29 protein-coding genes and 1 pseudogene are annotated in these 26,988 nt (G+C 34.5%); 11 read left to right on the top strand and 19 right to left on the bottom strand.

Features of this window, described 5'->3' with window-relative positions; translation table 11 throughout:
- The first annotated feature begins 63 nt into the window (after positions 1–63).
- Positions 64–1,347 (top strand): acyl-CoA thioesterase/bile acid-CoA:amino acid N-acyltransferase family protein, encoded by a 1,284-nt coding sequence (locus ACU8YW_RS08760; RefSeq protein ID WP_098133614.1) that lies wholly within the window; start codon positions 64–66, stop codon positions 1,345–1,347.
- Positions 1,348–1,393: 46 nt separating this feature from the next.
- On the opposite strand, the gene ACU8YW_RS08755 is transcribed toward ACU8YW_RS08760, so the two are convergent.
- From ACU8YW_RS08755 to ACU8YW_RS08730, 6 genes are all read right to left on the bottom strand, one after another.
- Positions 1,394–2,074, bottom strand: coding sequence for a prolipoprotein diacylglyceryl transferase family protein (locus tag ACU8YW_RS08755; protein WP_446894051.1), 681 nt, complete (start codon positions 2,072–2,074; stop codon positions 1,394–1,396).
- An 18-nt stretch (positions 2,075–2,092) separates the two neighbouring features.
- Entirely contained in the window at positions 2,093–2,638 is a 546-nt protein-coding gene (locus ACU8YW_RS08750) for a TlpA family protein disulfide reductase (RefSeq protein WP_426933784.1), read from the bottom strand.
- 18 nt (positions 2,639–2,656) lie between these two features.
- On the bottom strand, positions 2,657–3,370 hold the full coding sequence (gene ccdA / locus ACU8YW_RS08745) for a cytochrome c-type biogenesis protein CcdA (RefSeq protein WP_000990445.1): 714 nt from the start codon (positions 3,368–3,370) through the stop codon (positions 2,657–2,659).
- A gap of 54 nt (positions 3,371–3,424) precedes the next feature.
- Positions 3,425–4,237 (bottom strand): M56 family metallopeptidase, encoded by an 813-nt coding sequence (locus tag ACU8YW_RS08740; RefSeq protein WP_088608722.1) that lies wholly within the window; start codon positions 4,235–4,237, stop codon positions 3,425–3,427.
- Position 4,238: 1 nt separating this feature from the next.
- Positions 4,239–4,655: a BlaI/MecI/CopY family transcriptional regulator gene (locus tag ACU8YW_RS08735; RefSeq protein ID WP_000495070.1), complete on the bottom strand. Its 417-nt coding sequence runs from the start codon at positions 4,653–4,655 to the stop codon at positions 4,239–4,241.
- Between the two features lie 107 nt (positions 4,656–4,762).
- Positions 4,763–5,161 carry a DUF3942 family protein gene (locus ACU8YW_RS08730; protein ID WP_002108594.1) on the bottom strand — a complete coding sequence of 133 codons (399 nt, stop codon included), beginning with the start codon at positions 5,159–5,161 and terminating at the stop codon, positions 4,763–4,765.
- Positions 5,162–5,651: 490 nt separating this feature from the next.
- On the opposite strand from ACU8YW_RS08730, the gene ACU8YW_RS08725 reads away from it, so the two are divergent.
- Positions 5,652–6,350 (top strand): peptidase E, encoded by a 699-nt coding sequence (locus ACU8YW_RS08725; RefSeq protein WP_426933785.1) that lies wholly within the window; start codon positions 5,652–5,654, stop codon positions 6,348–6,350.
- 56 nt (positions 6,351–6,406) lie between these two features.
- Here the strand turns inward: ACU8YW_RS08725 and ACU8YW_RS08720 are convergent, their stop codons facing one another.
- Both ACU8YW_RS08720 and ACU8YW_RS08715 read right to left on the bottom strand, forming a co-directional pair.
- Positions 6,407–7,816: an MATE family efflux transporter gene (locus ACU8YW_RS08720; RefSeq protein ID WP_000804152.1), complete on the bottom strand. Its 1,410-nt coding sequence runs from the start codon at positions 7,814–7,816 to the stop codon at positions 6,407–6,409.
- Between the two features lie 99 nt (positions 7,817–7,915).
- Entirely contained in the window at positions 7,916–8,680 is a 765-nt protein-coding gene (locus ACU8YW_RS08715; RefSeq protein ID WP_097889332.1) for a DUF2087 domain-containing protein, read from the bottom strand.
- 256 nt (positions 8,681–8,936) lie between these two features.
- On the opposite strand from ACU8YW_RS08715, the pseudogene ACU8YW_RS08710 reads away from it, so the two are divergent.
- Positions 8,937–9,088 (top strand): annotated as a pseudogene (locus ACU8YW_RS08710) (MBL fold metallo-hydrolase); the annotation flags it as partial.
- A gap of 513 nt (positions 9,089–9,601) precedes the next feature.
- Positions 9,602–10,024 carry a PH domain-containing protein gene (locus ACU8YW_RS08705; RefSeq protein WP_097889331.1) on the top strand — a complete coding sequence of 141 codons (423 nt, stop codon included), beginning with the start codon at positions 9,602–9,604 and terminating at the stop codon, positions 10,022–10,024.
- 88 nt (positions 10,025–10,112) lie between these two features.
- On the opposite strand, the gene fumC is transcribed toward ACU8YW_RS08705, so the two are convergent.
- The 3 genes from fumC to ACU8YW_RS08690 all read right to left on the bottom strand — a co-directional run bounded on the left by fumC (position 10,113) and on the right by ACU8YW_RS08690 (position 14,010).
- Positions 10,113–11,501 carry a class II fumarate hydratase gene (gene fumC, locus ACU8YW_RS08700; RefSeq protein ID WP_088062947.1) on the bottom strand — a complete coding sequence of 463 codons (1,389 nt, stop codon included), beginning with the start codon at positions 11,499–11,501 and terminating at the stop codon, positions 10,113–10,115.
- A 123-nt stretch (positions 11,502–11,624) separates the two neighbouring features.
- On the bottom strand, positions 11,625–13,028 hold the full coding sequence (nhaC, locus tag ACU8YW_RS08695; RefSeq protein ID WP_088062946.1) for a Na+/H+ antiporter NhaC: 1,404 nt from the start codon (positions 13,026–13,028) through the stop codon (positions 11,625–11,627).
- 322 nt (positions 13,029–13,350) lie between these two features.
- The gene (locus ACU8YW_RS08690; RefSeq protein ID WP_046955120.1) at positions 13,351–14,010 is read right to left on the bottom strand and encodes a class I SAM-dependent methyltransferase; all 660 of its coding nucleotides are present in this window, start codon (positions 14,008–14,010) and stop codon (positions 13,351–13,353) included.
- A gap of 255 nt (positions 14,011–14,265) precedes the next feature.
- Between ACU8YW_RS08690 and ACU8YW_RS08685 the strand changes: the two genes are divergently transcribed.
- Complete coding sequence (locus tag ACU8YW_RS08685) at positions 14,266–15,231, top strand: DMT family transporter (protein ID WP_097889330.1); 966 nt, start codon at positions 14,266–14,268, stop codon at positions 15,229–15,231.
- A 16-nt stretch (positions 15,232–15,247) separates the two neighbouring features.
- Positions 15,248–15,919, top strand: coding sequence for a GntR family transcriptional regulator (locus ACU8YW_RS08680; protein WP_097889507.1), 672 nt, complete (start codon positions 15,248–15,250; stop codon positions 15,917–15,919).
- 56 nt (positions 15,920–15,975) lie between these two features.
- On the opposite strand, the gene fbpA is transcribed toward ACU8YW_RS08680, so the two are convergent.
- Positions 15,976–16,146 (bottom strand): Fur-regulated basic protein FbpA, encoded by a 171-nt coding sequence (fbpA, locus tag ACU8YW_RS08675; RefSeq protein WP_000098304.1) that lies wholly within the window; start codon positions 16,144–16,146, stop codon positions 15,976–15,978.
- 193 nt (positions 16,147–16,339) lie between these two features.
- Entirely contained in the window at positions 16,340–17,239 is a 900-nt protein-coding gene (locus ACU8YW_RS08670; RefSeq protein WP_088062943.1) for a cation diffusion facilitator family transporter, read from the bottom strand.
- A 212-nt stretch (positions 17,240–17,451) separates the two neighbouring features.
- Here ACU8YW_RS08670 and ACU8YW_RS08665 point away from each other — a divergent pair, with 212 nt between their 5' ends.
- Positions 17,452–18,525 carry a WD40/YVTN/BNR-like repeat-containing protein gene (locus ACU8YW_RS08665; protein WP_097889329.1) on the top strand — a complete coding sequence of 358 codons (1,074 nt, stop codon included), beginning with the start codon at positions 17,452–17,454 and terminating at the stop codon, positions 18,523–18,525.
- A 40-nt stretch (positions 18,526–18,565) separates the two neighbouring features.
- On the opposite strand, the gene ACU8YW_RS08660 is transcribed toward ACU8YW_RS08665, so the two are convergent.
- Positions 18,566–19,666, bottom strand: coding sequence for a DUF4179 domain-containing protein (locus ACU8YW_RS08660; RefSeq protein ID WP_097906914.1), 1,101 nt, complete (start codon positions 19,664–19,666; stop codon positions 18,566–18,568).
- Positions 19,663–20,229, bottom strand: a complete 567-nt coding sequence (locus ACU8YW_RS08655) for a sigma-70 family RNA polymerase sigma factor (RefSeq protein WP_097889327.1) — start codon at positions 20,227–20,229, stop codon at positions 19,663–19,665. The genes ACU8YW_RS08660 and ACU8YW_RS08655 overlap by 4 nt, the downstream gene beginning before the upstream one ends.
- Before the next feature lie 418 nt (positions 20,230–20,647).
- Here ACU8YW_RS08655 and asnB point away from each other — a divergent pair, with 418 nt between their 5' ends.
- Positions 20,648–22,471, top strand: coding sequence for an asparagine synthase (glutamine-hydrolyzing) (gene asnB / locus ACU8YW_RS08650; RefSeq protein ID WP_097907908.1), 1,824 nt, complete (start codon positions 20,648–20,650; stop codon positions 22,469–22,471).
- A gap of 42 nt (positions 22,472–22,513) precedes the next feature.
- Here the strand turns inward: asnB and ACU8YW_RS08645 are convergent, their stop codons facing one another.
- Positions 22,514–23,341 (bottom strand): PP2C family serine/threonine-protein phosphatase, encoded by an 828-nt coding sequence (locus ACU8YW_RS08645; protein WP_088062938.1) that lies wholly within the window; start codon positions 23,339–23,341, stop codon positions 22,514–22,516.
- Between the two features lie 124 nt (positions 23,342–23,465).
- Between ACU8YW_RS08645 and ACU8YW_RS08640 the strand changes: the two genes are divergently transcribed.
- The 3 genes from ACU8YW_RS08640 to ACU8YW_RS08630 are packed head-to-tail and all read left to right on the top strand — an operon-like array spanning position 23,466 to position 25,086.
- The gene (locus ACU8YW_RS08640) at positions 23,466–23,876 is read left to right on the top strand and encodes a MarR family winged helix-turn-helix transcriptional regulator (protein WP_000651933.1); all 411 of its coding nucleotides are present in this window, start codon (positions 23,466–23,468) and stop codon (positions 23,874–23,876) included.
- Positions 23,860–24,189 (top strand): DUF3147 family protein, encoded by a 330-nt coding sequence (locus ACU8YW_RS08635; protein ID WP_000545644.1) that lies wholly within the window; start codon positions 23,860–23,862, stop codon positions 24,187–24,189. The genes ACU8YW_RS08640 and ACU8YW_RS08635 overlap by 17 nt, the downstream gene beginning before the upstream one ends.
- Before the next feature lie 36 nt (positions 24,190–24,225).
- A complete protein-coding gene (locus tag ACU8YW_RS08630) occupies positions 24,226–25,086 on the top strand; it encodes an alpha/beta hydrolase (RefSeq protein ID WP_142314798.1) in 861 nt (286 codons plus the stop codon).
- Between the two features lie 18 nt (positions 25,087–25,104).
- On the opposite strand, the gene ACU8YW_RS08625 is transcribed toward ACU8YW_RS08630, so the two are convergent.
- The 3 genes from ACU8YW_RS08625 to ACU8YW_RS08615 all read right to left on the bottom strand — a co-directional run bounded on the left by ACU8YW_RS08625 (position 25,105) and on the right by ACU8YW_RS08615 (position 26,940).
- The gene (locus ACU8YW_RS08625; RefSeq protein ID WP_046959012.1) at positions 25,105–25,476 is read right to left on the bottom strand and encodes a hypothetical protein; all 372 of its coding nucleotides are present in this window, start codon (positions 25,474–25,476) and stop codon (positions 25,105–25,107) included.
- Positions 25,477–25,565: 89 nt separating this feature from the next.
- Positions 25,566–26,141 (bottom strand): histidine phosphatase family protein, encoded by a 576-nt coding sequence (locus ACU8YW_RS08620; RefSeq protein WP_000208291.1) that lies wholly within the window; start codon positions 26,139–26,141, stop codon positions 25,566–25,568.
- A 157-nt stretch (positions 26,142–26,298) separates the two neighbouring features.
- Positions 26,299–26,940 (bottom strand): DUF3885 domain-containing protein, encoded by a 642-nt coding sequence (locus ACU8YW_RS08615; RefSeq protein WP_088610069.1) that lies wholly within the window; start codon positions 26,938–26,940, stop codon positions 26,299–26,301.
- Positions 26,941–26,988 lie beyond the last annotated feature (48 nt).

The following is a 26,988-nucleotide window of genomic DNA, read 5'->3' as shown; positions in this document are numbered from 1 at the left end:
AGAGGTCTATTTTGTTATTCGTAGAAAACTTGTTATATATAATTTAAATTGAGGTGTTATGAAATGAACATTCACAAAAAAACGAAGCCCCGCATTCATGTTAGTTCGTCAATCTCATTAATTGATTCTCCCATTCAAATTTATATAACCGGATTAGAACCTTTACAAGAAGTAACAATAAGAGCCTCCAGAATTGCCGAGGGAATAAATGATATATATTTAGAATCAAATGCCACCTTTATTGCATCTAAAAATGGGAATGTAAACCTTACCGAACAAGCACCTATTACTGGCTCTTATACAGGGATTGATGGAATGGGATTATTTTGGTCCTTAGACATTATTAAAATAAACGAACATCACGATTCTATTCGAAATTATAAGAATCCATTGTCGCCTCAAAACTTAACTTTATCACTTGAAATGAATGGATCTACTATCGATGAAATAAACATCTCAAGATTATGGAAATCCAAACAAATCGTTCGGTATCCAATTAGAGAAAATGGATTGATTGCCACCTTTTTCTACAACGAAAATAAAAAAGCGAATCCAGGAATTATTGTACTCGGCGGTTCGGAGGGGGGATTAAATGAATACCTTGCCGCTTTACTTGCATCACATAATTTTTCAGTACTCGCCCTCGCTTATTTCGGAATCGATAATCTACCAAAACAACTTGTAGAAATCCCCCTTGAATATATAAAAACAGCCATTGAGTGGATGAAACAACGAGAAGAAGTCACCAAAAATTGGTTAGGTATACATGGTACCTCTCGAGGAAGTGAACTAGCCCTTTTATCAGCATGCTTTTTCCAAGAAATAAATGCTGTCGCCTCTCTAAATGGTTCCGCTATTGCATTAAGTGGTATTGTACCGTGGTCCGATGCTACAACATTACCTCCTGCTTGGACATATAAAGGGAAAGTATTACCGTATGCGTCTCCAATAAATCCCATCTCCGTCGCACTCGAATGTCGTAAAATGTTTGAAGAACATAGGGGAATGCCATATAGAAAGTGGTATAACGCTTTAACTTCAGATTCTAAAGTTGTTGAAAATGCTACTATACCAGTTGAAAAAATTAATGGAGATGTATTGCTAATTGCTGGTGAAGAAGATGAAGCTGATATTGTAAGATTATCAAAAAAAGCAATTAATAGATTGGATACATTTCATTCTCCTCATTTTTATAAACAACTCGTATATAAAGGGGCTGGTCATTCTATCGGCATCCCCTATTTAAGAATAAATTATAACCAAGGGAGCAAAAAAGATAACGCTTTTGCTAGTATTGATTCTTGGAAGGAAACCATTCATTTTTTTCAGAAAAGCGCTCAATCCTAATGATAAAGAGGTATGCGTGTATGAAAATCTCATACATGCATACCTCTTATTTTTTCGGCACCAACAATATCCCTAAACTAATAAAAAAGAAGCTCATTATTTGCTGTATTGATAAACCAAATAAAACCGAATTTTGTTCACTAACAAGCGAAATAATGATATGAGCAAATCCCTCAACTATTAGAAAAACACTTATATTCTTTCCATTTTCTAGCCTTTCATTTTTCATCCATAACAAGCCGATTATACAAAGGGCGAGGATGATCTCGTATACGAAAATAGGGTGATATAAAAATTTAGATTCATATATTTTCACACCCCAAGGCAATATCGTTTGTACACCTATTTTGTGGTTGAATAGAAAATAAAAAATAATGCTCATACATAGTCCAATAGGTAATGCATCAAGTAAAATACGAAGCGAAAATTGTCCCTTTTTACTTTTCCAAACAATGTATATACTCGCAATTACACATCCTGCTATAATATGCTGCATACTTCCTACAGCTAATAGTGCCTGCAATGGCGACCTAAAGGCCCATACTGGATTTAAAATTGCCGGTGCAAATTTCCATACAAATACGATGATAAGAAAGGCATTTGTTACTGCATCCATCATTTTTTCATATGGTACACTTTCGTTCTTCATCTTTCGTTTCATCAACATAAATCCAAATAAACTTCCAATTATAAGAGATACGGGTTGTAACCTCACGATCCACTCCATCAATACAAAATCCCCTCTTTAACTCTCAATTAATTTCTTAAATTTCTCTTCTAATTGATCTGGAGGTAATACGCCTCGTACTTGCTCTACGATAATTCCATCTTTATTAACAAAAAATGTCGTTGGTAACGAAAATACTTTATAATCTAATCCAGCTACTCCGTCCATATCTAGTAAAACAGGAAACTTAAATCCGTGACGATCTGCAAATGCACTCGCTTCTTGTACTGGATCTCCAATTGTCGCATTTACCGCAAAAATTTCAACATCCTTTTTATATTTATCATACATACGAACTAAGTCAGGTGCCTCCATTTCACATGGGCCACACCATGATGCCCAAAAATTAATAAGGTATGGCTTGCCTTTTGCATCATTTAACGAATACAGCTTCCCGTCTAACCCTTTTAATGTTATGTTTGGCGCTTTAAATCCTACTTGTGGTAATACTTCTGTTTCTTGTAACTCCGCTTGTTTTGCTTTTTCTTCTTTCTTTGTATTATAAAAATTAACTCCGGCCCAAATTAATGCCCCAGCCAGTATAATCGCAATTAGTTTCTTCACTTTTCTTCCTCCTCATTTTTAAAAGCCTGTAAATCCACCGAATAGACGAATAAAGAATGCGGTAATTTTCGTCATTTGATTTGTATACAATAAAACCCCTGTTACAATCATCATTCCACCGCCAATTTTCATCATGACATTGGCATATGTAACAATCCATTTTACTTTCCCAATAAAGAATGCCATCACGAAAAACGGAACCGCAAACCCAAGAGTATACGCGGTAATATAAAGAAGTGCCCCTTCAGGATTTGTCGCACCAAGCATGAGTACAGCTGAAAATATCGGTCCAACACATGGCGTCCAACCCGCTGCATATGTCATACCGACTAAAATCGAGCGAATATATCCAGTCGATTTACTTCTGTATTGTACTTTTTTCTCTGCCATAAGCCACTTAGGTTGAAACAAACCTGTCATAAACAGTCCCATCAAAACAATAAAAACCCCACCAATTTGTTGAATCAATTTTTGGTTAGATGAGAATGTTATTCCAATCCAACTTACCGATAAACCTAACGCATAAAATATAACCGAAAATCCGATCATAAAAAATACGGTATGTATAATCGCTGATTTTTGCATAATTCCACGATTCTCTTTTAAATCTTGAATAGACACACCTGTAATATATGATAAATAAGATGGATATAGCGGTAAAGAACATGGTGATATAAATGACAATACCCCTGCCCCAGCTACAAGCCAAATTGTTAAATCTGCTGCATTCATTTTACTCCCCCTAAAACACTACAATAAGTAGTGTTAATTCTTAAAAAAAAGAGGCTATATGCACTCTCCGACAATAAGTACAATCGACATACAGAATAAACCTAATGTTACATATACCGAATTCGTATGTAATGGAATATTGAGCTTAACAACTTTTTCATTTAACACTTGCTCGATTCGTAAATTTATTGCTGTTTTTGCAAATGAAGCTGTCACACATCGATTTTCCATTGTCTTTATTTTAATTAATTTTAATAACGCACTACCTAATTCGAATGAAGATTTCATCTTTTGCATTGCATATTTATCTGCTGCTAGCTCCTGATACACATGATAGCGCTGCAATAACCCTTTTAATATCGGGATGTACACCATTCCTTCTGCTAATAACGTAAAACAAAATAATTTTAATGGATCTCGATTAGTTTGATGATATTCTTCATGGAAAATAATCGCATCCATTTCTTCATCTGAAAATGTTTGAAGCATGCCTTCTGACATGACAACTTTCGGACGAAATAACCCAATTGTAAATGCCGCAACTTCTAAGGTCGGCAATATATATATTTGTTTTCCTTTTCGAATGAAAGGGATAAGTACTTTTTGTAATTTTTTACTATAGAAAAATTGTCGCCAAATTCTTTTGCACACTATGAGTACTGTAAGTAATAGTAATCCAGCAATTATAATACGAATGAGCGATAATTCCTTCATATGCTTTTCTAATTGAAACAAGCAAAAATTTGAAAAAAAGAACGCCTTATTTTGAAACAGAAATGGATATGTAACGTAATACACTAACATACTGAAAAAGAGGGTACTAACAATTACTGCTAACAATACGATTTTACGCATTTGCCATTTCATTTCATTGATCCTCTTTTTTTAACTGACTCAATTTGTCTTCTAATTTTTTTATTAAAGTCGGATCAGCCTGCTCTAACTCATCTAGCATATGATTTACTACTAAATCTCCAAATTCCCCCATCAATTCCTGTGTCATTTTCTTCGTTTGATTGGATAAGAATTCTTCTTTTGTTTGTACAGTACGATATATGCCACTTCTTTTCACCGTCTGTTTTTCTAAGTGTAATTTCTCTACTAACCTGTTCATAACTGTCATAACAGTGTTAAAATTCACAGGTGATTCTTCACTTAATTTCTGCTGCACTTCTTTAATCGTAATACCCTCGGTAGACCAAACAATCTCCATAATTTTTGCTTCAAGAGGTCCAAAAAAGTGATTTAATCCTTGCTCATTTAATTTATAGTTTTGAGTAAACATAGTATGGCTCCTTTCACACTACAAATTGTAGTACAAATTAAATGAAAGGTCAAACAAGAATGATATACACTAAAATTCACTACCTATAAATACGTAGGCCATTCCATTCATTTTAAACCTAATTTCTCTCCAAATGTCTCAAAGAGATACTGCTCTAATATTTGTACATTAAACTTCTCATTGCGCCCAAGTGCAAATAATTCCCGATCCTTTGCTACGATAGTATCTAAAGGAATAACGACATTATCCACTATTTTTGTAATTTCAATGATGTTACTTTTTACATTTACCTCTGTTTTAAATTCAACATTTTCTAATACGATATGTGAACGTCTTCCTGATGTAAAAAAAGTAAAATTAGGATTTTTCACAACGCCAATTTCAGCCTCTAACGCATATAAATAGTGAAAAATTATATCTCTATGTCCATCTTTTATTATTTTTTCATCCTTCTCATCATCTAAGTATTCTTTCACCTTCGCTGCAAACTCAAATCGAAAATCCACCTTTTTCACGCTCCCTCTTTGTATTTTTATATTAAATAAATATATTGAAATAATTTTACCATATTGTAATACAAGTTCCTATTAAAAGTAAAAAACGATTTGTGAAATCTCTATTATTTCCGATTCCTTTTTAAAATATAAACACTAATTCAATTTGAATTAATGCTTTGTTATATCCATTTAAACATATTGTTTCCATATTTTGAAACAATAGTATGAAATATTATATATCGATAAAGTGAAACTTTAATCAATGGGAGTTTCGTTCATCCCCCACTGATTATCAGCCCTCACCAATTAAGATTTTACGGGCAGCCCGCAAATAGCCGGTTAATTTGTTTCAAATTCATTTTTCTATATAGTTATCACTACCTTTACTATTTCGATATACTTAAACTATATTTTCTACTTATTCATTACATGAGAGAAGGAATGTTACTCTCTTCTATCGAATTTTTATATAACAAAAATGATCAGGTGGTGCTTTACTATGAAATTAGCTGTCATTGGTGGCGGTGATTTACAAGATTCAAATCACTCGCCTATTAATGAGCGACTTATAGAATTAACAAATAAACAGTATCCAAAAGTATTATTCATTCCTACAGTTAGTCATGATGATGAAAGCTATATAAAGCTATTTTTAGACACGTTCGAAAAACAATTACACTGTGAAGTACAAATTTTACGTACTATAGCTGATACACCTTCTAAATATGAAATAGACGAAATGATTCAGTCTGCTGATTTAATTTATCTCGGTGGCGGGAACTATATTCAAATGGTTACAGAATGGAAAGAACTTAGACTCGATGAAAAATTACTATTGGCTCTGCAACAAGGAACGCTCATTGCGGGGTATAGCGCCGGTGCTATGTGTTGGTTCACATCTAGTATCCGATCAGATTATGAAGGTTCTGGTTATATAGAGTGTAACGGTTGGGGGATTGTTAACAAAAGGTTTTGTCCACATTATAATCAATTAAATAGAATGAACGCCTTCCATTCCTTTTTACAAAATCATCAAGGTAATATAGAAGGAATTGCACTAGAGGATAATTGCGCTTTATATATTACAGAAGAATCTTTTGAAATTATCGGTGAACCTGAAAAAGCGTGGGAGTTTTATATGAGCGATAACAAGCTCATTAGACAACATTTTGATATCACTTTAAAAAGCTATTTGTAAACATACACTTACAAAAAATGTCCCTAAGTATAATAGCTTAGGGACATTTGCATGATTTAACTCACTAGTCGTGTAATTCGTTTCTTCTGCCATGAAAGCTTATAATATGCATACTGTAATATTAAGCTGACAATAAATGCTGCTGGGTACCCAATCCATATCCCTTCTATGCCAAGACTTGTATGGTAAGAAAGGTAATACGCTACAGGTACTTCAACAAGCCAAATTGATACAACTCCGATAACAGTTGGCCATAATACTGTACCACTCGCTCGCATTGTCGCACTAATAATTTGCGCATGCCCGAAAATTAAATAACTCCATAACGTAATCATAACTAGGCTATGAGCAATTTCAATTGTAGTTTGACTCGTTAAAAATAGTGATAGAATGTCTCTTGAGAACAAGTAAATAAGAGATATTAGCACACCACCGATGACGTAGTTCATAATAATTCCGGCCTTCACAACTTTCTGCAATCTATCAAATTGATTCGCACCAATTGATTGTGCTGCAAAAATGGAAACTGTAATACCAAGGCTAACTGCTGGCATTTGTACATAACTTGCAACCTGGTTCACAACGCCATAAGCTGCTGTTGCATCCGAACCATAACGATTCACAAACGCGATTACCGCAATTTCAGATAATGAAACTAATATCATATTAATACTCGCTGGAATTCCGAGTCGTAACAATAGCTTCAATAATTCCCTATCCATGCGAAGATATTTCCTTACCGTACTATCTAATTGTAGTGGGTGATTTTTCTTCTTTAAATACACCAACATGACAATAAACGTAATAACTGTAGATATAACAGAAGCATAGGCTGCTCCATACACATCTAATTTCGGAGCTCCTAACCATCCAAAAATAAGAATTGGTAATAAGATCATATTTAGCGCTGTACTTACAATTAAAAAGTAAAATGGCGTTTTAGAATCTCCTGTACCTCTCATAAATGTTGTGTATGCAAAATATAAAAATAATACTGGCATCGATATAAATAAAATACGTGCATAATGAACACTTATATCAATAATATTTTCTGGCGTTCCCATTAGGCGCATAATATCCATCGCAAAAATACTACCTATAATCGCCAACACAACTCCAATAATAAATGTAAATGTCAGTGTCGTACCAACGATAGCTTTTAAACGATCTTCGTTTTTAGCACCAAACGCCTGACCAATTAAAATAGAACTCCCTGAACCAATACCAATTACAAATGAAACGAGTAAGAAAAATAGTGGAAAGAATGCTGATATAGCCGCTAAATCATTAACGCCAAGCCATCTTCCTACTACTACCATACCGAATAATTGTCCAATCGATTGTAATACATTACTTAATAGTAACGGTACTAAAAACATGGACATCGATTTCCAAATCGGTTTACTCTCACTTTCTAACTTATGTGACTCCGCACCTTCTTTATTATTATCTGTAGGTGGTTTCAAATTTCATTTCTCCTTTTATTAAAAATCTGTTTTTCAACTTCTATTTCTTTGTATAGTTGTTATAATAATGTGCCTCTATTTATTTTCTTTTCCATATTATCATAACTTTACCCAATATTGGCTTCCATCTGCTGTTCTATCTAAAAACCCATATTCGATTAAATACCTTCTTAAAGTTACAAAATCCGGGTATACTCTTTCTATGATAGTATTTACTTCTTTTTCAGTGTACTTTTTATTACTATCAAACTTCGTCACTAAATGGCGTAATATAATTAATTTGCGCTTTTGCTTTTTCGGAAATGTAGAAAGTGGTCCATCTAATCCTTCTGTAAAATGCGCTTTTAATACTTCATCATTTTCTTCTTCCGTAATATTGTAGCGATCATCTACCATCGTTGCGGTTCTATGGATTGGTACAAATTTCGTTTGTACTTTTGATTTTTCTTCTGACAGTTCCATTAATGCTAAAAACACTTTCGCTTGCTTCATTTTCTCTCGAAGTGTAAATCGATGATTACGAATGGTTGATGTACTTCCACCATCCATCTCTTTTACAATCTCTTTATCATTCAGCCCCATATGGAAAAACTGAACCATTTTCTTTTGCAAATCCGTTAAACCCGTATACTTTTTATCAAGGTTTAATAAATAATCAAACATAGACGTATGTTCATTTTGCACATGCAATTGCACAAACTTCTCTGCTTCATACAAAACTTGATTATCTTGATAAATAACCCCCTTAATAAACGCTTCTCCACAAGCTAAACAAATATACTCCTCTGCTTCCACTTCAAATACATACCCTTTCTTCAATTCTTCTACCGAAGCATCCCAAAACTTCTCTGAAATATCACTCATACTAAACACTCCTTTAAAATGTTTATCTAAAAACAGACGTTTCCCAATAACGTTTACTATCTCTTCATCATCTTAACATACAGTAAATAAACATTTCAACATTCCGTTTACCCATTTTACGAACTTTTATAAAAAACGTCTACTAAATAATTTTATAAAAAGAATTAAAGTAACAAAAAAGCGAATGTATTTAATACACTAATGAAGATAGGATGTGAAACAAAACATGACTATTCTGCAAGATCCTTGGTTTACTGTTAATCAAATTTACGGTTCACATCATACTCTTGGTCTCCCCCTACTATACTGAAAGAACTAAAATACGCTATTCAATATTTGAGTGATAACAACCTCGTTCTACACGGAACTGGTACTCACTCATTCCAAAACTTCAGCATTCAATTTTAACTACAAAAAAGGTATTTCCGTATATGGAAACACCTTTTATCCATTATATATTCTATTTATAACCTCGACTAAAGCCTTACTTACCTGTACAAATATATGCTTTCGATTTCCATCCTCAACAAATTTATTTGCACAACTACCCATGACCGTCATACAACTAATTATGACTAGCGCTAACTTTCTATTCTTGTAAGTCACTTCATACCTCTCCACTATTACAAAATTCCATTTAAATTTATCCCACTTTAATGGGCAGTAAGATCCCCACCTCAAAATTCAGCGAAAGCAAAGAAGTTAGGTGGGGGATCAACTGCCCATAAAAGTCCGATTGGTTTAACTAATAATCAGTGGGGGATGAAGAAAACCCCCACTGATTAAAGTTTCACTTTATCCCATCAGGAAATTTTACATGAATAATAAAACGTGTGAATATGCAATTATGCATATATACACGTTTTATTACGATGTTGTGATTTAATTTAGTTAGAGTACACGTAAACCGAGGTGACTAACTTGAAATTCAAAGCGAAAAAGAATCCATTTCACGTCATTTTCATTACATTATTTATCACTATTTTTCTCGTTTCGCTATTCTTCCAAAATGAAAATTCTATTTTTTTCACTCTCATGATGCTGTTAAATATCGTGAATCTTTCTTCATTCTATTTCTCTCACTACGACGTAACGGAATCATCTCTTGTCGTAAAACATGGTTTCATACTGCGTACTGAAATTCCATTTGAAGATATTCGCCATATTACATACTCTGGCAAAACACTTCGCTCAGAAAAGTGGACTAGGCAGCAATTAGAAGTCCATTACAATTTATTTGATTCTGTGACAACTTTCGTACCTCAAGAAGAAGAAAAGTTCATTTCACTCTTAAAAGAAAACTGTCCACAAATGAAAGTATTGAACATGCCTGCTAACAAATAATATATTTTGGCACTTGTAGTAATACAAATGGAAGTCATAAAAATAAATATCAAAAAAGCCAAGATTCTAAAGAATCTTGGCTTTTTTATTACTCTTTCGGAGCAATCATTTTTTTCGGATCGACAATTTCATTAAATTGTTCTTCTGTTAGTAGTCCAGATTGCAGTGCTGCTTCTTTTAACGTTAACCCTTCTTTATGAGCATGCTTCGCAATTTTCGCTGCATTTTCATATCCGATATGCGGGTTTAATGCTGTAACAAGCATTAATGAACGATTCACATTCTCTTTAATTACTTCTTCATCTGCTTCAATACCAACTGCACAATTATCATTAAATGAAACAATTGCATCCGCTAATAGATGAGCAGATTGTAAGAAGTTATATGCAATAACAGGTTTAAATACATTTAATTCAAAATTACCTTGGCTCGCTGCAAATCCGATTGTTGCGTCATTTCCCATTACTTGCGCTACAACCATCGTTAACGCTTCACTTTGCGTTGGATTTACTTTACCTGGCATAATAGAACTTCCTGGCTCATTTGCCGGAATAATAATTTCTCCTAGACCACTACGCGGACCACTTGCAAGCCAGCGCACATCGTTAGCGATTTTCATTAAATCAGCTGCTAATGCTTTTAATGCACCATGCGTATATACAACTTCATCATGACTTGTTAATGCGTGGAACTTATTTGGTGCAGTAATAAATTGCTTACCTGTAAATTGGCTAATTTCCTCTGACACCATCTCCCCAAACTTAGGATGAGCATTAATACCTGTTCCAACTGCAGTACCACCAATTGCAAGCTCTTTCATATATGTATTGCTCTCTGCAATCATACGCTCTGTTTTTTCAAGCATACGGTGCCATCCGCTAATTTCTTGCCCTAATGTTAATGGTGTTGCATCTTGTAAGTGTGTACGACCAATTTTTATAATATGTTCAAATGCAGTTACTTTTTCTGCTAATGTCTCTTTTAATTTCGTAATTGCTGGTAACACGTGATTTTCTACTGCGATTACACATGCTACATGAAGCGCTGTTGGAAATGTATCATTTGAACTTTGAGACATGTTCACATCATCGTTCGGATGAATATGTGCGTCAGATCCCTTCTCTTTCAAAATTTGATTCCCACGATTTGCAATTACTTCATTCACATTCATATTTGACTGAGTACCGCTACCAGTTTGCCATACGACAAGTGGAAAATGTTCATTCCATTTCCCTGCGATCACTTCGTCAGCTGCTGCCACAATTGCTTCTGCTTTTTCTTCTGATAGCTTTCCTAATTTTTGATTACTAAGTGCTGCACTTTTCTTTAAAATGGCAAATGCTTTTACAATTTCAAGCGGCATTTGCTCTGTTCCAATCGGGAAGTTTTCTTTACTACGTTGTGTTTGTGCTGCCCATAATTTATCAGCTGGAACTTTTATTTCTCCTATTGTATCTCTTTCAATTCTGTACTCCATTTTTTCATCCCCTTGAAAATAAAATACCTACATTTCTCATTTTAACAGACTTTCACCCAGATGATAAGGATTCTCACTCGTATATATAAAAAAATACCTTCCGCCATCGCAGAAGGTATTTTTTTATGATGCTTGCTCTCCTTTTTCAACGTCATCTACATACCAAATGAATTTGCCTGTGTATCCGTAAATAACCGCCAAAATTAATGAAACAAAGCTTAACCACATAAACGGAACGTATGAGAACGTTGCTACACCTAAAATACCAGCCATAAAAATACCATTATCAGACCATGGAACCATACCTGAAGTTAACGTTCCACCTACTTCTGAGTTACGTGCTAATACACGTCGGTCTATTTTTAATTTATCATAGCTATCTTCCATAATTTTCGGTGTTAAAATTAGTGATACGTACATCGCACAACCAAATATATTCGCTAAGAATGCTACGATTAATGTAGACAATGTTACATTACCTGCAGAATTTAATTTCTTCTCAAATTTAGATACGATTACTTTTAAAACTCCTAGTTTTTCAAGTAATCCACCAAATCCTAAACCGAAAATAATAACGGCTACTGAGCCAAGCATACCGTTAATTCCACCACGGTTTAATAACTTGTCAACAAATTCAACACCAGATTGAATTGAGAATCCATTATACGCTGTTCCAATCGCCTCTCCAAAGTTCATTCCTTGGAAAAGAGTTGCCCAAATTGCACCAATTAAAGCTCCCATTGCAATTGTTGGCATAGACGGTTTCTTCATCGCTAATAGAGCGATAACAACGACCGCCGGAACAAGCATCCATATTTTAATATCAAATTCCTTTAATAAAGCTTCTTTTAAAAACTCTACTCGATTCAAATCTACATTATCGCCGCCATACATCCAACCAGCTACAGTAAACATAATGCTAGTAATAATATAAGCCGGAACATCTAATACGAGCATAGCTCGAACGTGAGCAATAACGTCTACTTTTGCCATAGACGCTGCAAGAACTGTACTATCAGAAAGTGGTGATAATTTATCGCCGAAATAAGCTCCTGAAAGAACTGCACCAGCAACAAGCGGAAGTGGTAAGCCAAGTCCTTCACCAATCGCCATCATAGCAATACCTGCTGTTCCTACTGTTCCCCATGATGTTCCTGTTGCGATAGAAGTAATTGAACAAATAATTAATGTTGCTAATAGGAATATGCTAGGGTGAATAAACTCTAATCCATAATAGATTAATGTTGGTACTACGCCACCAGCAATCCAAGTTCCAATTAAAGCACCTACCGCAACTAAAATCAGTATTGCTTCTAATCCGTTAGAAATCCCTTTCGTAATTGCATCTTGCAATTCTTGATAACGAAATCCTAATCTTAATCCAAGCGCAATTACTAAAAACCATGAAATAAATAGCGCTAATTGAATTGGGAGATCAAAAATCGTTTGGAAGGAAAAGACAACAGCAAGAAATAGTAATAAAAGAACTATGATTTCTAGCATCGATGGTAATCTTACACTTTTCATTTTTTTCTCTCCTTACAAGTCGATAACATGACGTATGTCGTCTTACATGTATGTAATATACAATTAGCGAAGACAAAACAAAATTTTCATATTATTTCGATTTATTTTTCCAGTATAATATAACACCTTTTCTATTGTAAAAGTAGATGTTACTTTTCGCAATGGAAAATATAAAAAATGTTACATTTTTATATAGAACAATCCAAAAATAACTTTTTTAATATTTGCCACAACAAAACTTTTTACTATTATCCCCCTTTTAAGGAATACCATTTTTCTCCACAAAAAAGCACACATCATTAAAATGATGCATGCTCCACTTTTATTTATACATATTTTGTATTTCTTCTTTATTTTTAAGTATTTCCACAAATTTATCACTACAGCCTTTCGGAAATAACACTCCAAGCCCGTATGAATGCTCAAACTGAAAATGGGGGTACTTCGCTTTGACCTCATCCCAAAATTTATACACACCGAAGTTTCGATCTTTCACCTCAATATCGTGAAATAACACGATACCGTTATTCGCAAGTTTCGGTAACCATGTTTTATAATCATGAGAAACTGCTTCATACGTATGATAGCCATCAATATGCAACAAATTTATCGTTCCATCTTGAAATTGATCAACGGCCTCATCAAAAGTAGAGCGAATCAAATTACCTATATTTGGATAACTCATATTTACCACTTTATCTACGATTTGGAAAACACCTTCTCCATATGGACCTGTATGCCCGTCTCCTGTCCAAGTATCTACAGCAAAACATTTTGTAGCTAATCCTCCATCCTTTACCCCTTGACAAAAACTGAAAAAAGAAGCACCTAGATGTGTACCTAGCTCAACTAATATTTCTGGTTTTTCAAATCTTACTAAATCATATGCGAACTCCAAATGCCCAAGCCACGCAGTATTCGCACGAATAAATGGACTAAAATTATCAAATTCAAATATTGGTTTATGAGTAACCCAGTTCATCGCGTATCTCCTTCTACACATATTTTTAACAAACCAAATTACTCTTATCTTTATTTTTTTATCGTCATGATTATGATTTAATTTTATAATTTTATCTCGCGTTACTTAACCTACATACTTGTATCGTACAACATAACTCAAACTACTCAAATTCCTACCGTAAAACACAGAAAATTCATTTTATTTTTATTCATTTCGTGATATATTGCATATTGTATCCAAAACTTATTTTTAGAGAAGGAGAATTAAAACTATATGGATCCAAATCGTTTAAAAGGAATCATTATGGTTGTAATTGGTGCTTGTTTATGGGGATTGTCCGGGACAGCTGCACAACAACTTTTTCAATACGAAAATGTTTCTACTGAATGGTTAGTTACAATTCGATTGCTTATATCCGGCGCTATCTTGCTCATTATTTCATCATTCGGAACAAGAAAAAAAGAAATATTCGGCATTTGGAAACGCAGATCTGATGCTACTAAAATGATTTTGTTCGGCCTATTCGGTATGCTTGCTGTACAGTACACGTACTTCGCTTCTATTAAAGAAGGCAATGCTGCCGTCGCAACACTATTGCAATATTTAGCTCCTATATTTATTACTGTATACTTACTTTTCAAATGGAACGTTCGTCCATCAAAAATTGATTTCATTTCAATTGCCCTTTCATTAGTAGGCACTTTTCTCTTATTAACAAACGGGTCTGTTCATAACTTGGCTGTTTCTACACCGGCTATTATTTGGGGTATTTTATCTGGATTATCTCTTGCTTTTTATAGTTTATATTCAAAGGGATTGCTAGAAAGATGGTCTTCCTCTGTTATCGTTGGATGGGGCATGATTATTGGGGGTATTGGTGTAACGATTCTACACTTTATTTCTACGAAAGAATTCATTTTATTATCGACTATGAAATATGTAAAACTAAGCACCCTACCGCTCATCACATTTGTCGTCATTTTCGGGACGCTGATTGCATTTTATTTATACTTAGACAGCATACGATACCTGACTCCGAAAGAAACGACATTATTCGGTTGTACTGAACCACTCGCAGCTATTATTTCTTCTGTACTTATATTACACGTACCCTTTCAATCTTTTCAGTTATTAGGGGCTTTTTGTGTCATTGTAATGGTGCTCATCTTAAGCCAAAAACCGGATGAAGGGAAACAGGAATTAAAGTTTGTTCATGAGAAAAAAGAAAATATACAATGAAAGGATTGAATTCACTATGCCTATCCCTCAAAATTATAAAAAACAAGGAAGAGTTTCGGCAAAATCACTCGTTTTAAATCAACTACAAGATTGGATTATTGAAGGTGTACTGCAGCCTGATGAAAAAATTAATGATGGGGAATTGGCTGAAGCACTAGGAGTAAGCAGAACACCTGTAAGAGAAGCACTTCAAATATTAGAGCTTTCTGGATTAGTGGAAATGGTACCTGGGCAAAAAACAAAAATTGCTCCTATTAAGTTAGACGACATTCCTATCATTTATGAAACGATGGCTGGTCTTCACTCTATTATAGGAAAGCAAGCTCTTCAAAACATTACAGACGCTGATCTGAAACTACTTTCTGAAATAAATGCTGATTTTCAGCGCTCTATAGAAAAGAAAAGCGCAAAACAAGCTTTAAAACTAGATATACAATTTCACAATACAATTTCTTCTATTGCTAAAAACCAATATATTGAACCCTTTCTAGAAAATATGCAACTTCATGTTCTACGCCTTGAATATTTGTTTTTCCAAAACTTTGTTCCAGCAAGTCAATCTATTGAAGAACATCACTCTATCATTCAAGCATTGCAAAAGCAGGACGAAAAACAAATGGAACAAATGATGTCTCAAAACTGGCTCCGTCCAATGAAAGAAATATCAAAAATAATTTCTACGAAATAATAATAGAGCTGGTTACACAAAATCGTAACCAGCTCACCTTTTACTAATCTATATAGTTATGCCTGAATATCTGCATATTCTTCCATATCTTCGTACTCTTTTTCCAATTCCTCTAAAGACAGCTCGTATAATTGTCGGTCGCGAATTTTAAACACACCTGCTCCAATTAACTCATCAATTAAATGCCTCTTACGATTTTCAACAGCAAAACGGAGTTGACTACTCATCTTTTAAAAAACTCCTTTCTACAATCATTGAAAATGATAATCTTTACCAATTACCATTTTTGATTATAAAAGATGACTCTTTATAAGTAAAGTAATTTCATGAAATATTTACCTTACAAAGTATTTGTGGCCACATTATATATATGTATGCCGTGCGAAAAATGTTATGACACATTTTCTTATCCTTTTTCTTTCATACTTTGCAAGTTGTCTCAATATGATTAAATTCACCATCTATTTCTACTTGAATAGTGACATGTTCTACATGAAACTTCTCCTTTAATACATCCGTAGCCTCTTTTAATACATTTTGCGTTTCATCACCTTTAATAATCAAATGGCAAGTTAATACTTGAAAATCAGATGTGACAGACCATATGTGCAAATCATGAACTTCTTTTACAACCGTAATATTTAATAATGTACTTTTTACCTCTTCAACATTTATGTGCTGGGGTGCACCTTCCATTAATATATGGACGGTATCACGTGTTACACGCCATCCACTAATAATGACTAAAATAGACACAAGAATACTAGCAATCGCATCAGCAACAGTCCATCCGAAAAATTTAATACATAGCGCTGCAATAATCGCTCCGACTGATCCTAATAGATCGCCTAATACGTGTAGGAAAGCACTTCTTAAATTCAAGTTACCCTTCACATCTCCGCCTCTCATTAATATCCAAGCTGATAAAATATTAATAAGCAGACCAAGTACAGCAATAATGAGCATCCCATTACTAGCAATCTCAACTGGTTCTTTAAAACGGCGAATTGCTTCAATAAAAATGTATACTGAAATGACAATAAGAACGACACCGTTACATAATGCCGCTAACATTTCGACTCGCTTATACCCGTATGTTTTCGCAGCTGTTGCTGTTTTTTCTCCAAGCTTAAACGCAAGTAAACTTAATGCTAAGGATACTGCATCACTTAACATATGCCCCGCATCAGATAGTAGTGCTAAACTATTTGTTACAAATCCCCCAATAACTTCAGCAATCATAAAACTTGTCGTTAATACGAAAGCAATTAGTAACGCCTTTTTATTGTTAGAATGACCGTGATCATGTGAATGCCCCATACCAATACTCCTTTAAGTGCAATATCTGTACATTAGTATGAAACAAACTCCCCGTCTTTATCCCGTATTAACTGCCCGTAAACGCCCGCTTCCTCTGTATACACACTTCGCTTCTTTTTAAATAAGTCCTTTTTCTCAACAAAAAATAAGACTACTTCTTTTTCAGCTTCATATTGTTTACTAATGAAAGAATTTTTAAGGAGGTTACTAAAATGAAACGTTTATTTCTCTGTATGGAACGTGAACTAGTTGTAGTGAAAGAACAATATGGTAACTATGAAACAACGTATCACTTACAAAATATGCAACCTACCTGTATCGCAGTTGATCCATTCCAAAAGAATCGTGTATATTGCGGCACATTTGGACGAGGTTTATGGCTAAGTGACGATGGCGGGGATTCGTGGAAACCGATTGGAGATTCATATCGTTACTTTGATTTCCCTAAAGAAGATGGTATTTTACACTCTTCGATAACTTCCATTACGATAAGTCCTACTGAACAAGTTAACGGCTATGGCGTCGTTTATGTCGGCTCAGAACCGAGCGCTTTATTCCGTTCTGAAAATGGTGGTGAAACGTGGACTGAACTTAAAAATATGAAATCATTATTATCTTCTTATACGTGGGCTTTTCCGCCTAGACCTTTTACCCATCATGTACGCTGGATTACAGTTGATCCAAACAATCCAAATACAATCCATGTTTCAATTGAAGCTGGTGCTGTTATTCAAAGTAATGATAGAGGGCATACTTGGATTGATAAAAAATTCGGTGCTCCTATCGATGCGCATCAATTGCTTATGCACCCTGAAGCTCCAAATCGCCTTTATGCATCATGTGGTGATGGTTTTATGGGCGGACCTGATCGCGCATACCTTGAAAGTTATAACAGTGGAAACAGCTGGATCTCATGCAGTGAAGGACTTGAACACCATTATTTATACAGCATGGCTATCGATCCGGCTGATTGTGATACAATTCTCGTTTCTGCCGCACCGAGTGCTGACCTCGCTCATCACCGTATTCCTTATGAATCTTATATTTATCGTAAAACGAAAGATACTCCGTTCGAGCAAGTGCAGCAAGGTCTACCATCTGCAATTGGTACAGTCATTTCAATGTTTGCTACAAATCCAGCAGAACCACATACGTTTTACACTTTAAATAACAATGGCGTCTTTCAATCCAATGATAGCGGCGAATCGTGGGAACAACTAAACATTCCGTGGAAAGATGAGTATAAAACGCAGCATCCACATGCATTACTCGTTACTAGTTCTTAACGAAAAAAAGACTGCCTACTTGTTTTAGGCAGTCTCTCTTTTATTTCTTTAAATCAATTACGATATCATCTAGAACAATATCTTTACTCTTCGCTTCTTTTTTCGGCACTTCAATTTTCTTCTCTTTTCCATTCACATATTCCACTCCACCATGATTTTCAGGTGTATGCACTCGCAAGTGTACGCAAGGTGTAACGATAAGCTTTGTTGCATTTTCGTTTAGTTTTTGGAATGTGGCACTCCATCGAATATTGTAAGGATCGTTGCCACTTCCCCCATTTCCTTCACCCGAATAATCATTCCCTAAATCATCCTTAACCGTCAATTCAACATCTACACTATCCCATTCTTCCCTCGCACCCTTAGAAACTTCTTGATTGTAATAAAGAATAAATGAAACCGGCGACATTGCGACCTTTTCCATATTTGCTTTTATACCTTCTTTTTCCGAACTTCCACCAATTGTTCTCTCTTTACTATCCATTGATTTTACAGTTAATGCGAAATTCCAATTACCTTGTATTGATTTTTTCCTATCTGGCATCTCTATTCCCTCTATATTCCATCTAAAGTTTACTTTGTCCTTTTTATTAATATCATGGTGCGTCGTTGTTACCATACCTACATACTTTTTTTCAGTAACTTTAGTCATTTTCCCACTTCCTGAACTACCATGAGCGTCCATTATATCCAATCCCCCTAATATAATAGGATCATCCCCTAAGTCTTGCTCACTTTCCAGTGAATACGTTATAGATAATGTTCTGCCATCAGAAATTACATCATTAATTGTAACCTTAACCCCATTACTCTCTCTCGTCATATTCAATTCAGTCGAAAACTCTTTATAATTTTCATATAACCCTGTTCTACCATTATCTAAAAATCGGAATATGTCACCTACAATTGGCAATCCCCCGGCATATGTAGGAAACCCGATACCAAGTGTTGCAACTGATAATCCTACTAAAATAGATGCAGCAGCAACACCTTTTTTCCAACTTTTCATCTTTTTCTTCGTACGTATCGATTGTTTTACATTACGTTTCACTTTTTCTTTTTCAATTTCAGAAGCCTCAATTTCCTCAAGTTCTTTTTCATCTATATCAATATCATTTAATAGTTCATAAATGTCTTTCATATTGCACTACCTCCAAAACTAATTTTCGTAGCATTTTGTTGTAGTTTCTTTTTTCCACGGTACACACGATTATCGATCGCTGCCCGAGTTAACCCTAACTTATCTCCTATTTCTTCTGTCTTCATACCGAGAAGATATTTCATAATGAACACCTTTTGATCTAACGGTTCTAATTGATTAATAAGCTTCAATAACTCTTCCCTATCTTCCATAACGATTAATTCATCTTCCGCTGACTTTTCCGTACTAATATGAAACTCATCTGAAATAATTTCTACTTTTCTAGTCGCTTTCCGGTAATAATCAATCGCCTTAAATTTTGCAATCGCCGCTATCCATTTTTTAAAGTCACTCGGCTCTCCATGAAATTTATTTGCGTTACTCCAAATGGAAAGAAATATATCGTTTACACATTCCTCTATTAATCCATCATTTTGAACCGGAAGAAGGACTTTATGCGTTATTCCTTTTATAAGTGGTAAATATGTATCGACAACGAATTCTAGCGCATCTTCTTTTTGCCGTTGTAATCTTTTTATAAAATTTTTCTCATTTGATTTCATGTAGCGATTCCCCTTATTTTTTTGTAAAAGCTTTTACACCCTATATAACGTCTTACAAAATATTTTCTCTCATCTCTTTTTATTTTTTGTATGTTATGGAATACTTTCCCTACGCCATTGTCTCACATAACTATGTATTACAAGAAAATTTTCTCAAGTCTGCAATTTAATTCATGTAGTACACTATTTATATAGTCATTCTTTAACCTGGTGTACATTTTACCCCGCATTAACGGGCAATAAATCCCACCTCAAAATTGGGCGAATGCGAAGAAGGTAGGTGGGAGATAACTGCCCGTAAAAGCCCGATTGGTTCAACTAATAATCAGTGGGGGATGGAAAAAACCCCACTGATTAAAGTTTCACTTTATTTCATTAATCTACTTTTCAACATTTTAAACTAGGAGATGAGATGTGTATGTGTGGAATTACAGGCTGGGTAAATTGGAATAAGGATCTTTCCAATGAACATGTTATTTTAGAAAAGATGGCAAATAGTATCCAGCATCGCGGTCCGGATGCTGAAGGATTTTGGTTTTCACCTCGTGCGGCCTTTGCACACCGTCGGTTAATCGTAATTGATCCAGAAGGCGGGACACAACCAAAAACATTTCGTGCTGGTGATTATACGTATGCTCTTACTTATAATGGAGAAATTTATAATTTCCGCGAGCTTAGAGAGCAACTTCAAAAATGTGGTCATGCATTTGAAACACATTCGGATACAGAGGTGTTACTACATGCTTATTTAGAATGGAAAGAAGACTGCGTACAACATTTAAATGGTATTTTTGCCTTTGCAATATGGGATGATCAGAAGCAACAATTATTTCTAGCACGTGACCACTTAGGCGTAAAGCCACTTTTTTATACAGAAAGAAATGACAGTATTATTTTCGGATCTGAAATAAAAGCGCTATTGGCTCATCCATCTGTTCCTGCTGAAATTGATTCGGATGGCATAAACGAAATATTTGGATTAGGATTATTTCGAACTCCAGGATGTGGCGTCTTTAAACACATTCAAGAAGTGCGTGCTGGACATTCTATAACATTTACACGTGATAAAAAAGTAGTTCAGAAGTATTGGAATTTAGAAAGTAAGGTCCATACAGATTCTATAGCAGATACATCATCACATATTTTATCTATTTTACAAGATACGGTAAAAAGACAATTAATTGCCGATGTCCCTCTCGTCTGTATGTTATCAGGAGGATTAGATTCTAGCGGCATTACTGCACTAGCGGGGAAGGAATTTGCTGCTGAAAATAAAACCCTTCATACGTATTCCGTTGACTTTGTAAATAGCGCAAAAGATTTTGAGCTGACATTTGCTCGCACTGGTTTAGACGCTCCTTGGGTAAAACGTGTTTCCGAACATGTAGGGACATCTCATCATGACATTATTGTGAATGCTGAAGAATTAGCAAATCACTTATTCGTCCCTCTCCGTGCAAAAGATTTACCGAGTGCTGGTGAAATGGAAACTTCACTATATTTACTATTTTGCGAAATGAAAAAAGATGCAACTGTAGCTTTATCCGGCGAATCTGCTGATGAAGTATTCGGTGGGTACCCTTGGTTTCATCAAGAGGATTTACTATTTGTCGATAAATTTCCTTGGCTAACAAATTGGAAAAACACTTCCCCTCTTCTACTAAATGAAGTAAATAACCAATGCAACTTAGAAAACTATATTGATACACGCTTCCAAGAAGCGATTCTTGAAGTACCTACTCTTGAAGGGGAAAGTAAAAAAGCCGCGAAACAACGCCAAATGTTTTATTTATTTTTAACGAGATTTCTCCCGTTCTTACTTGATCGTAAAGATCGTATGAGTATGGCTGTAGGCTTTGAAGTACGTGTACCGTTTTGCGATTATAGATTAGTTGAATATTTATGGAACGTTCCTTTCAATATAAAAAGCATTGATAATATTGAAAAAGGCATTTTACGTAGAGCACTGCAACCTGCTTTACCTGACGATGTACGCAATAGAAGAAAAAGTGCTTATCCAACTTCACAAGATCCACATTATTTACACACAATCCGTCATTTATCACTCGACTTGTGCAGTAATAAAAACAATCCTATTTTCTCACTTATTAATCATTCCACATTACTTGCCATTGCCGATGAAAGCAATAAAGAAATTAACAATTTTGAAGCAAGAAGTGCTATGGAATATATGCTACAAGTAAATGAATGGTTGAAAACGTATCATATTCATATTGCTTAACAAAAAGGAGTTCAAGGATAACAACCTTGAACTCCTTTTATATTAATTAGCGCATTTTTTATTTTCAGTATCAATGGACCATCCAATAATTGTGGCACAATCTCTACCTTTCCACTGCAGTACATTTGTTAATACTGGCTCAATCTGTAAGCAACTTCCGTCGTGCAATATTTCTACTAAAGATTGATCATCATCAAATTTTCGTTTATCACACTCTAAAATACCGTCCGTTGCCATTACAATGTGATTCATTCCTTTTTCTAATCCTCTGACACCTGATGTAAAGCAAGGTGTATTTGCAGCAAAAATATTTTTCCTACCAATATATTCGTAATTCTTCCGTTTATTTAACCGCCCTTTACCATTCTTCGTTTTTTCAGAATGGAATAAATATGCGAAGCAATCACCAACTGATAGCCAATATAAAAATTCGCCTTTTCGCAAACAAATTAAGCATGCAAGTTCCTCATCATCTTGATCACATTTTTCAATAAACAATTCATCTGTAAATAACGCTAATAAGTACATATGCGTATGATGAAAAGCTAAATGTATCGGGTAAGAAAATAACTCTTTTAGTTTCTCTTTTCTTGCTGAAATTGCTTCTATTATATAATCAATATTTTTTGTTTTGTGGTGTGTATCAAAAATCATAACAAATTCAAATTGTAATTCAGGATCCCACCAAGCAAGTACCGCATCTCCTCGTTCATATGCATCACTCTCTTGATTTCCCCCATATACGCCGACTGAAAGAGGACCACATTTTTCAACATGTATTTCATCTACATACATCTGTTCATGACTCATCCATTTGAATGTATTCACAGCTATCATCCTCTCTCTTGCTAAATGTATACCTTTACACATAGATTACCTTATATTTCAATAAAAATAAACTTTTTCAACATTTTTTATCCAAATAAAAGGATTTTATTTCTACGTTCACGAATATATCTTACTATACGATATAAAAACAGGGGGATTTATCATTATGAAAGACATCAATCAACATTGGGAAAGCATTTATTATCACTTACGATATGAGTATGAGGACAACCTTTCTCACCAAGCCATTCGTATTTTACAACTCATTTCTCGTGAGAAAGATATAACAATTGGAAAAGTCGCTACTGAGCTTAGTCTCTCTCATAACACAGCATCAGAACACGTAAAGCGCCTTATTCAAAAAGGATTTATTATAAAAGAAAGAAACAAACAAGATGAAAGGGTCGTAAACCTTACTTTAACGAAAGAAGGCATTGAAATATTAGAAAAGCATACTTTACTAGATAAAGAAAAGATAAAAATATTAGAATCACAGTTATCAAAAGAAGAACAACAATTAATTGAAAAAGCCTTTTCGTTATTAGCGAAGGAGGCAAAATATGCATTTCCTCGTTAAAGTAATCGTTTCTGCACTTATTATTGGCGTTATTACTGAAGTCGCTAAACATTATAGTACGATAGGCGGCTTTATTGCTGCCCTTCCTCTTGTAAGTTTACTAAGCCTATTTTGGATTTCTTTAGAAGGCGGGAACAAACAAGAATTAAGTCAATTTGCTATAGGCGTATTATATGGATTTCCTGCATCCGCACTACTACTATTTATCGTCTATATTGGTCTAAAAAACTCATTTTCACTTAGTACATCTGTCCTGTTTGGTATAGGTGTTTGGTGTATCGTTTTTGCTTGTCAAAAATTATTTCAAGCTTAGTTAGGAGGGTTTATTATTTATAAATTTGTAGAGGTATTGGAGCAAACTATAGAAGTATATACAAAAGGAAGTAGTAAACAAACGGTAGTTATTCAGACCGGAATGGGTTGCTCATTTTATGATTGGCTCCCTATTATAGAAAAACTTTCACAACATTTTACAGTCATTTCATACCATCGCCCAGGTTACGGAAAAAGTGAACTAGGAAATTATTCGCGTACTACAAGACAAGCGACAAACGAACTTCATATGTTACTACATGAACTTGCTATTCACGAGCCTATCATTTTAATCGGTCATTCCTATGGAGGCTTATGTGCACAACATTTTGCGATGTTACATGAAGATAAGCTGCAAGCACTTATTTTAGTTGATTCTACTTCTATGAGCTTACACCGATTAGATGAACTGCATTTACCAATTTCTGATCAAACGGATTCGGATGATATGTGGCTTCAAAAATATAATACATACTCCAAAATGGATATAGACATGCTTAATAATGAACTAAAACCTATACTCGTTGATCAATCAAGACAGTACATTGAATTTTCTACCTCCCCTCTATTATATAAAGCGACAGTTTCCGAACTATGTGAGTGGAAAAATTGTGCTCGCTCAATAAAAGAGCTATATAAAACATTAAAAGTACCGTTAATCGTTATCGGTAGAGACCCTCAATATTCTATTACTCAGTTGACTGAGGGTGGCATGCCAAAAGAGGAAGCGACACAACTTGAATCAATGTGGCAAGAACTGATTCATGAACAATTACACCTTTCAATATATAGCCAATATATACTTGCTGAACATGCTGGTCATGGTATAGAAAATGATCGACCAGATATTATTATTGAAGCAATTCACTCTTTGCAAATAAAAAAAGGAAGCAACTAACGCTGCTTCCTTACTTATCTATTCATAATCTTCTTCATCATCGATTTCTTCATAATACGAATTCCCATTACTTACATATATAGGACCATTCGCAACGTCAATACGTAATACCCATGCCCATGGCACAGCTAAACGCTTATGTATTGCTCGCCAAAAGCTCATTGATTTTCTTTCGTACTCCTGGAACTCCTGAAGTAACTCTTTGTAGGAGGAACCGTCTAACTGAATATTTGCTTCTAACAAACGAGAATGGGCATAGTACTGCAGCTCTAGTTCAGCAGCAATTTCCATTTCTTCTTCCGTTGCCATACCAATAATTGCTCCATCTGCTGGTACAATTTCAAATACGTTCTGAACTTCAATAAGCCCTTCTTTCTCTTTCTCAAACATGTAAACAGCCTCCTTTAACACATATTTTTTATGTTACAAAGTCATACTTCTACAATAACTTCTCCCTTTCCTCTTTTTTTGATAAACTTTTACAAATTATTTATCTGATAATCTGTAGACTGTATTCTTTCAGCAGAACTGAAACAATTATTATCAAAAGTTAATTTATACACGTCAGGCATATGAAGGGTTTTCCAAAACTGAAAATCATATTTCGAATCAAAATAATTCATTAGTAATACCATAATATTCCCATGAGTACCTATTACAATATTCTTACCTTTATATTTTTTTAATATACTTTGCATACATATTACAGCACGTCTTTGCGCTACATCATTTGATTCTCCGCCTTCGTATGCAAAAGTCCAGTCTTCCCATACCTTCTGAAGAGCATCATTAAAATCCTGTACTGGTTCTTTACTTAATAGCCTTTCCCGTAAATCTTCTTCCAGTTGTATTGATAAATTATATGTATTCGCAATTCCTTGCACAGTTTGCATTGCCCTTTTGTACGGACTAGAAATCACAACATCAATATGTTTATCTTTTAATAAGCGTGTTACATGCTGCGTATCTAACAAACCTTTTTCAGATAAAGGCCTTTCCCGTTCTTCTTTTGTATATGTAGAGTGGGCATGGCGAACAAAATATATTGTCGTCATTCATTCATCCCCCTTTTCTGTTTCTATCCAAATTCAATACATTACCATCAAATCCCTTTACCTTTATAATAAGTGCTGTCAAATTTGAATGTTGATTTTCATATTAATAAAAGGGAAACACCTCTATGGTATTTCCCTCATTTAAAATAGACTACATTCAATTAAATACTTTATCAATTTTATTTCTGTCGTATTCTAATATCCAATCATTATATGTATGATAAATATCTCTAATTGTATTAGGAGAGGTAGCTAATACATCACAACCCCTATCATCATAAACGTGAAATATAGTATTCTTGTTAATATTTATGAAATACACCCTATGAAAAATACGCGGTTTTATTCCCATATCTTGATTACAAATTGCTTTTAGCATAGGAATGTATTTCAAGTCTGAAACTTTACATTTCAAAGTATATCTATGAGTTTTATATACCCCGTCTTCATCGTCTTCTGGAAAAATATAAGGGATTGTATTTTTCTGTAACTTAAACAAATCGGACTTCTCTTTTACATACTTAGAAAAGATATTCAATTTGTGTTTGAAAATTTCACCGTCTGCATAGTCATTTACATCCACTACGATATAAATATCATCTTCTGTTGCATGTAAAGACTGAAATAAAGTAATCGCTCTATTATAAACGCCTTCTAAATATGGGCAGTTTTCATAAATGTTATTGCAATCATAGTTCACACCTAATCTAAAGCGAATACCAATATCCCCATTATAAAATAGAGGTGGTCTAAGTTCTAAATTTGGAAACATTTCAAGCATATACTCATTCAACCTCATCTCAACACCTAACTTTAATAGCACCTTGTTTACATAATAAAATTATTC

Source organism: Bacillus pretiosus, from assembly GCF_052947655.1.
The sequence above is the reverse complement of the archived record's forward strand: the minus strand, read 5'-3'. Positions and strand labels throughout refer to the sequence as shown.

Excerpts from the sequence above, each read along its gene's own strand:
- ACU8YW_RS08740 (WP_088608722.1), bottom strand. The coding sequence starts at position 4,237 with ATGAAATGGCAAATGCGTAAAATCGTATTGTTAGCAGTAATTGTTAGT.
- ACU8YW_RS08625 (WP_046959012.1), bottom strand. The coding sequence starts at position 25,476 with ATGTTTGAGAAAGAGAAAGAAGGGCTTATTGAAGTTCAGAACGTATTT.
- ACU8YW_RS08655 (WP_097889327.1), bottom strand. The coding sequence starts at position 20,229 with ATGAAATCAAATGAGAAAAATTTTATAAAAAGATTACAACGGCAAAAA.
- ACU8YW_RS08735 (WP_000495070.1), bottom strand. The coding sequence starts at position 4,655 with ATGTTTACTCAAAACTATAAATTAAATGAGCAAGGATTAAATCACTTT.
- ACU8YW_RS08660 (WP_097906914.1), bottom strand. The coding sequence starts at position 19,666 with ATGAAAGACATTTATGAACTATTAAATGATATTGATATAGATGAAAAA.
- fumC (WP_088062947.1), bottom strand. The coding sequence starts at position 11,501 with ATGGAGTACAGAATTGAAAGAGATACAATAGGAGAAATAAAAGTTCCA.
- ACU8YW_RS08715 (WP_097889332.1), bottom strand. The coding sequence starts at position 8,680 with ATGAGTGATATTTCAGAGAAGTTTTGGGATGCTTCGGTAGAAGAATTG.
- ACU8YW_RS08640 (WP_000651933.1), top strand. The coding sequence starts at position 23,466 with ATGAAAGACATCAATCAACATTGGGAAAGCATTTATTATCACTTACGA.
- ACU8YW_RS08615 (WP_088610069.1), bottom strand. The coding sequence starts at position 26,940 with ATGAGGTTGAATGAGTATATGCTTGAAATGTTTCCAAATTTAGAACTT.
- ACU8YW_RS08665 (WP_097889329.1), top strand. The coding sequence starts at position 17,452 with ATGAAACGTTTATTTCTCTGTATGGAACGTGAACTAGTTGTAGTGAAA.
- ACU8YW_RS08620 (WP_000208291.1), bottom strand. The coding sequence starts at position 26,141 with ATGACGACAATATATTTTGTTCGCCATGCCCACTCTACATATACAAAA.
- ACU8YW_RS08670 (WP_088062943.1), bottom strand. The coding sequence starts at position 17,239 with ATGGGGCATTCACATGATCACGGTCATTCTAACAATAAAAAGGCGTTA.
- ACU8YW_RS08680 (WP_097889507.1), top strand. The coding sequence starts at position 15,248 with ATGCCTATCCCTCAAAATTATAAAAAACAAGGAAGAGTTTCGGCAAAA.
- ccdA (WP_000990445.1), bottom strand. The coding sequence starts at position 3,370 with ATGAATGCAGCAGATTTAACAATTTGGCTTGTAGCTGGGGCAGGGGTA.
- ACU8YW_RS08760 (WP_098133614.1), top strand. The coding sequence starts at position 64 with ATGAACATTCACAAAAAAACGAAGCCCCGCATTCATGTTAGTTCGTCA.
- ACU8YW_RS08725 (WP_426933785.1), top strand. The coding sequence starts at position 5,652 with ATGAAATTAGCTGTCATTGGTGGCGGTGATTTACAAGATTCAAATCAC.
- ACU8YW_RS08635 (WP_000545644.1), top strand. The coding sequence starts at position 23,860 with ATGCATTTCCTCGTTAAAGTAATCGTTTCTGCACTTATTATTGGCGTT.
- ACU8YW_RS08645 (WP_088062938.1), bottom strand. The coding sequence starts at position 23,341 with ATGTGTAAAGGTATACATTTAGCAAGAGAGAGGATGATAGCTGTGAAT.
- ACU8YW_RS08755 (WP_446894051.1), bottom strand. The coding sequence starts at position 2,074 with ATGGAGTGGATCGTGAGGTTACAACCCGTATCTCTTATAATTGGAAGT.
- ACU8YW_RS08690 (WP_046955120.1), bottom strand. The coding sequence starts at position 14,010 with ATGAACTGGGTTACTCATAAACCAATATTTGAATTTGATAATTTTAGT.
- ACU8YW_RS08685 (WP_097889330.1), top strand. The coding sequence starts at position 14,266 with ATGGATCCAAATCGTTTAAAAGGAATCATTATGGTTGTAATTGGTGCT.
- fbpA (WP_000098304.1), bottom strand. The coding sequence starts at position 16,146 with ATGAGTAGTCAACTCCGTTTTGCTGTTGAAAATCGTAAGAGGCATTTA.
- asnB (WP_097907908.1), top strand. The coding sequence starts at position 20,648 with ATGTGTGGAATTACAGGCTGGGTAAATTGGAATAAGGATCTTTCCAAT.
- nhaC (WP_088062946.1), bottom strand. The coding sequence starts at position 13,028 with ATGAAAAGTGTAAGATTACCATCGATGCTAGAAATCATAGTTCTTTTA.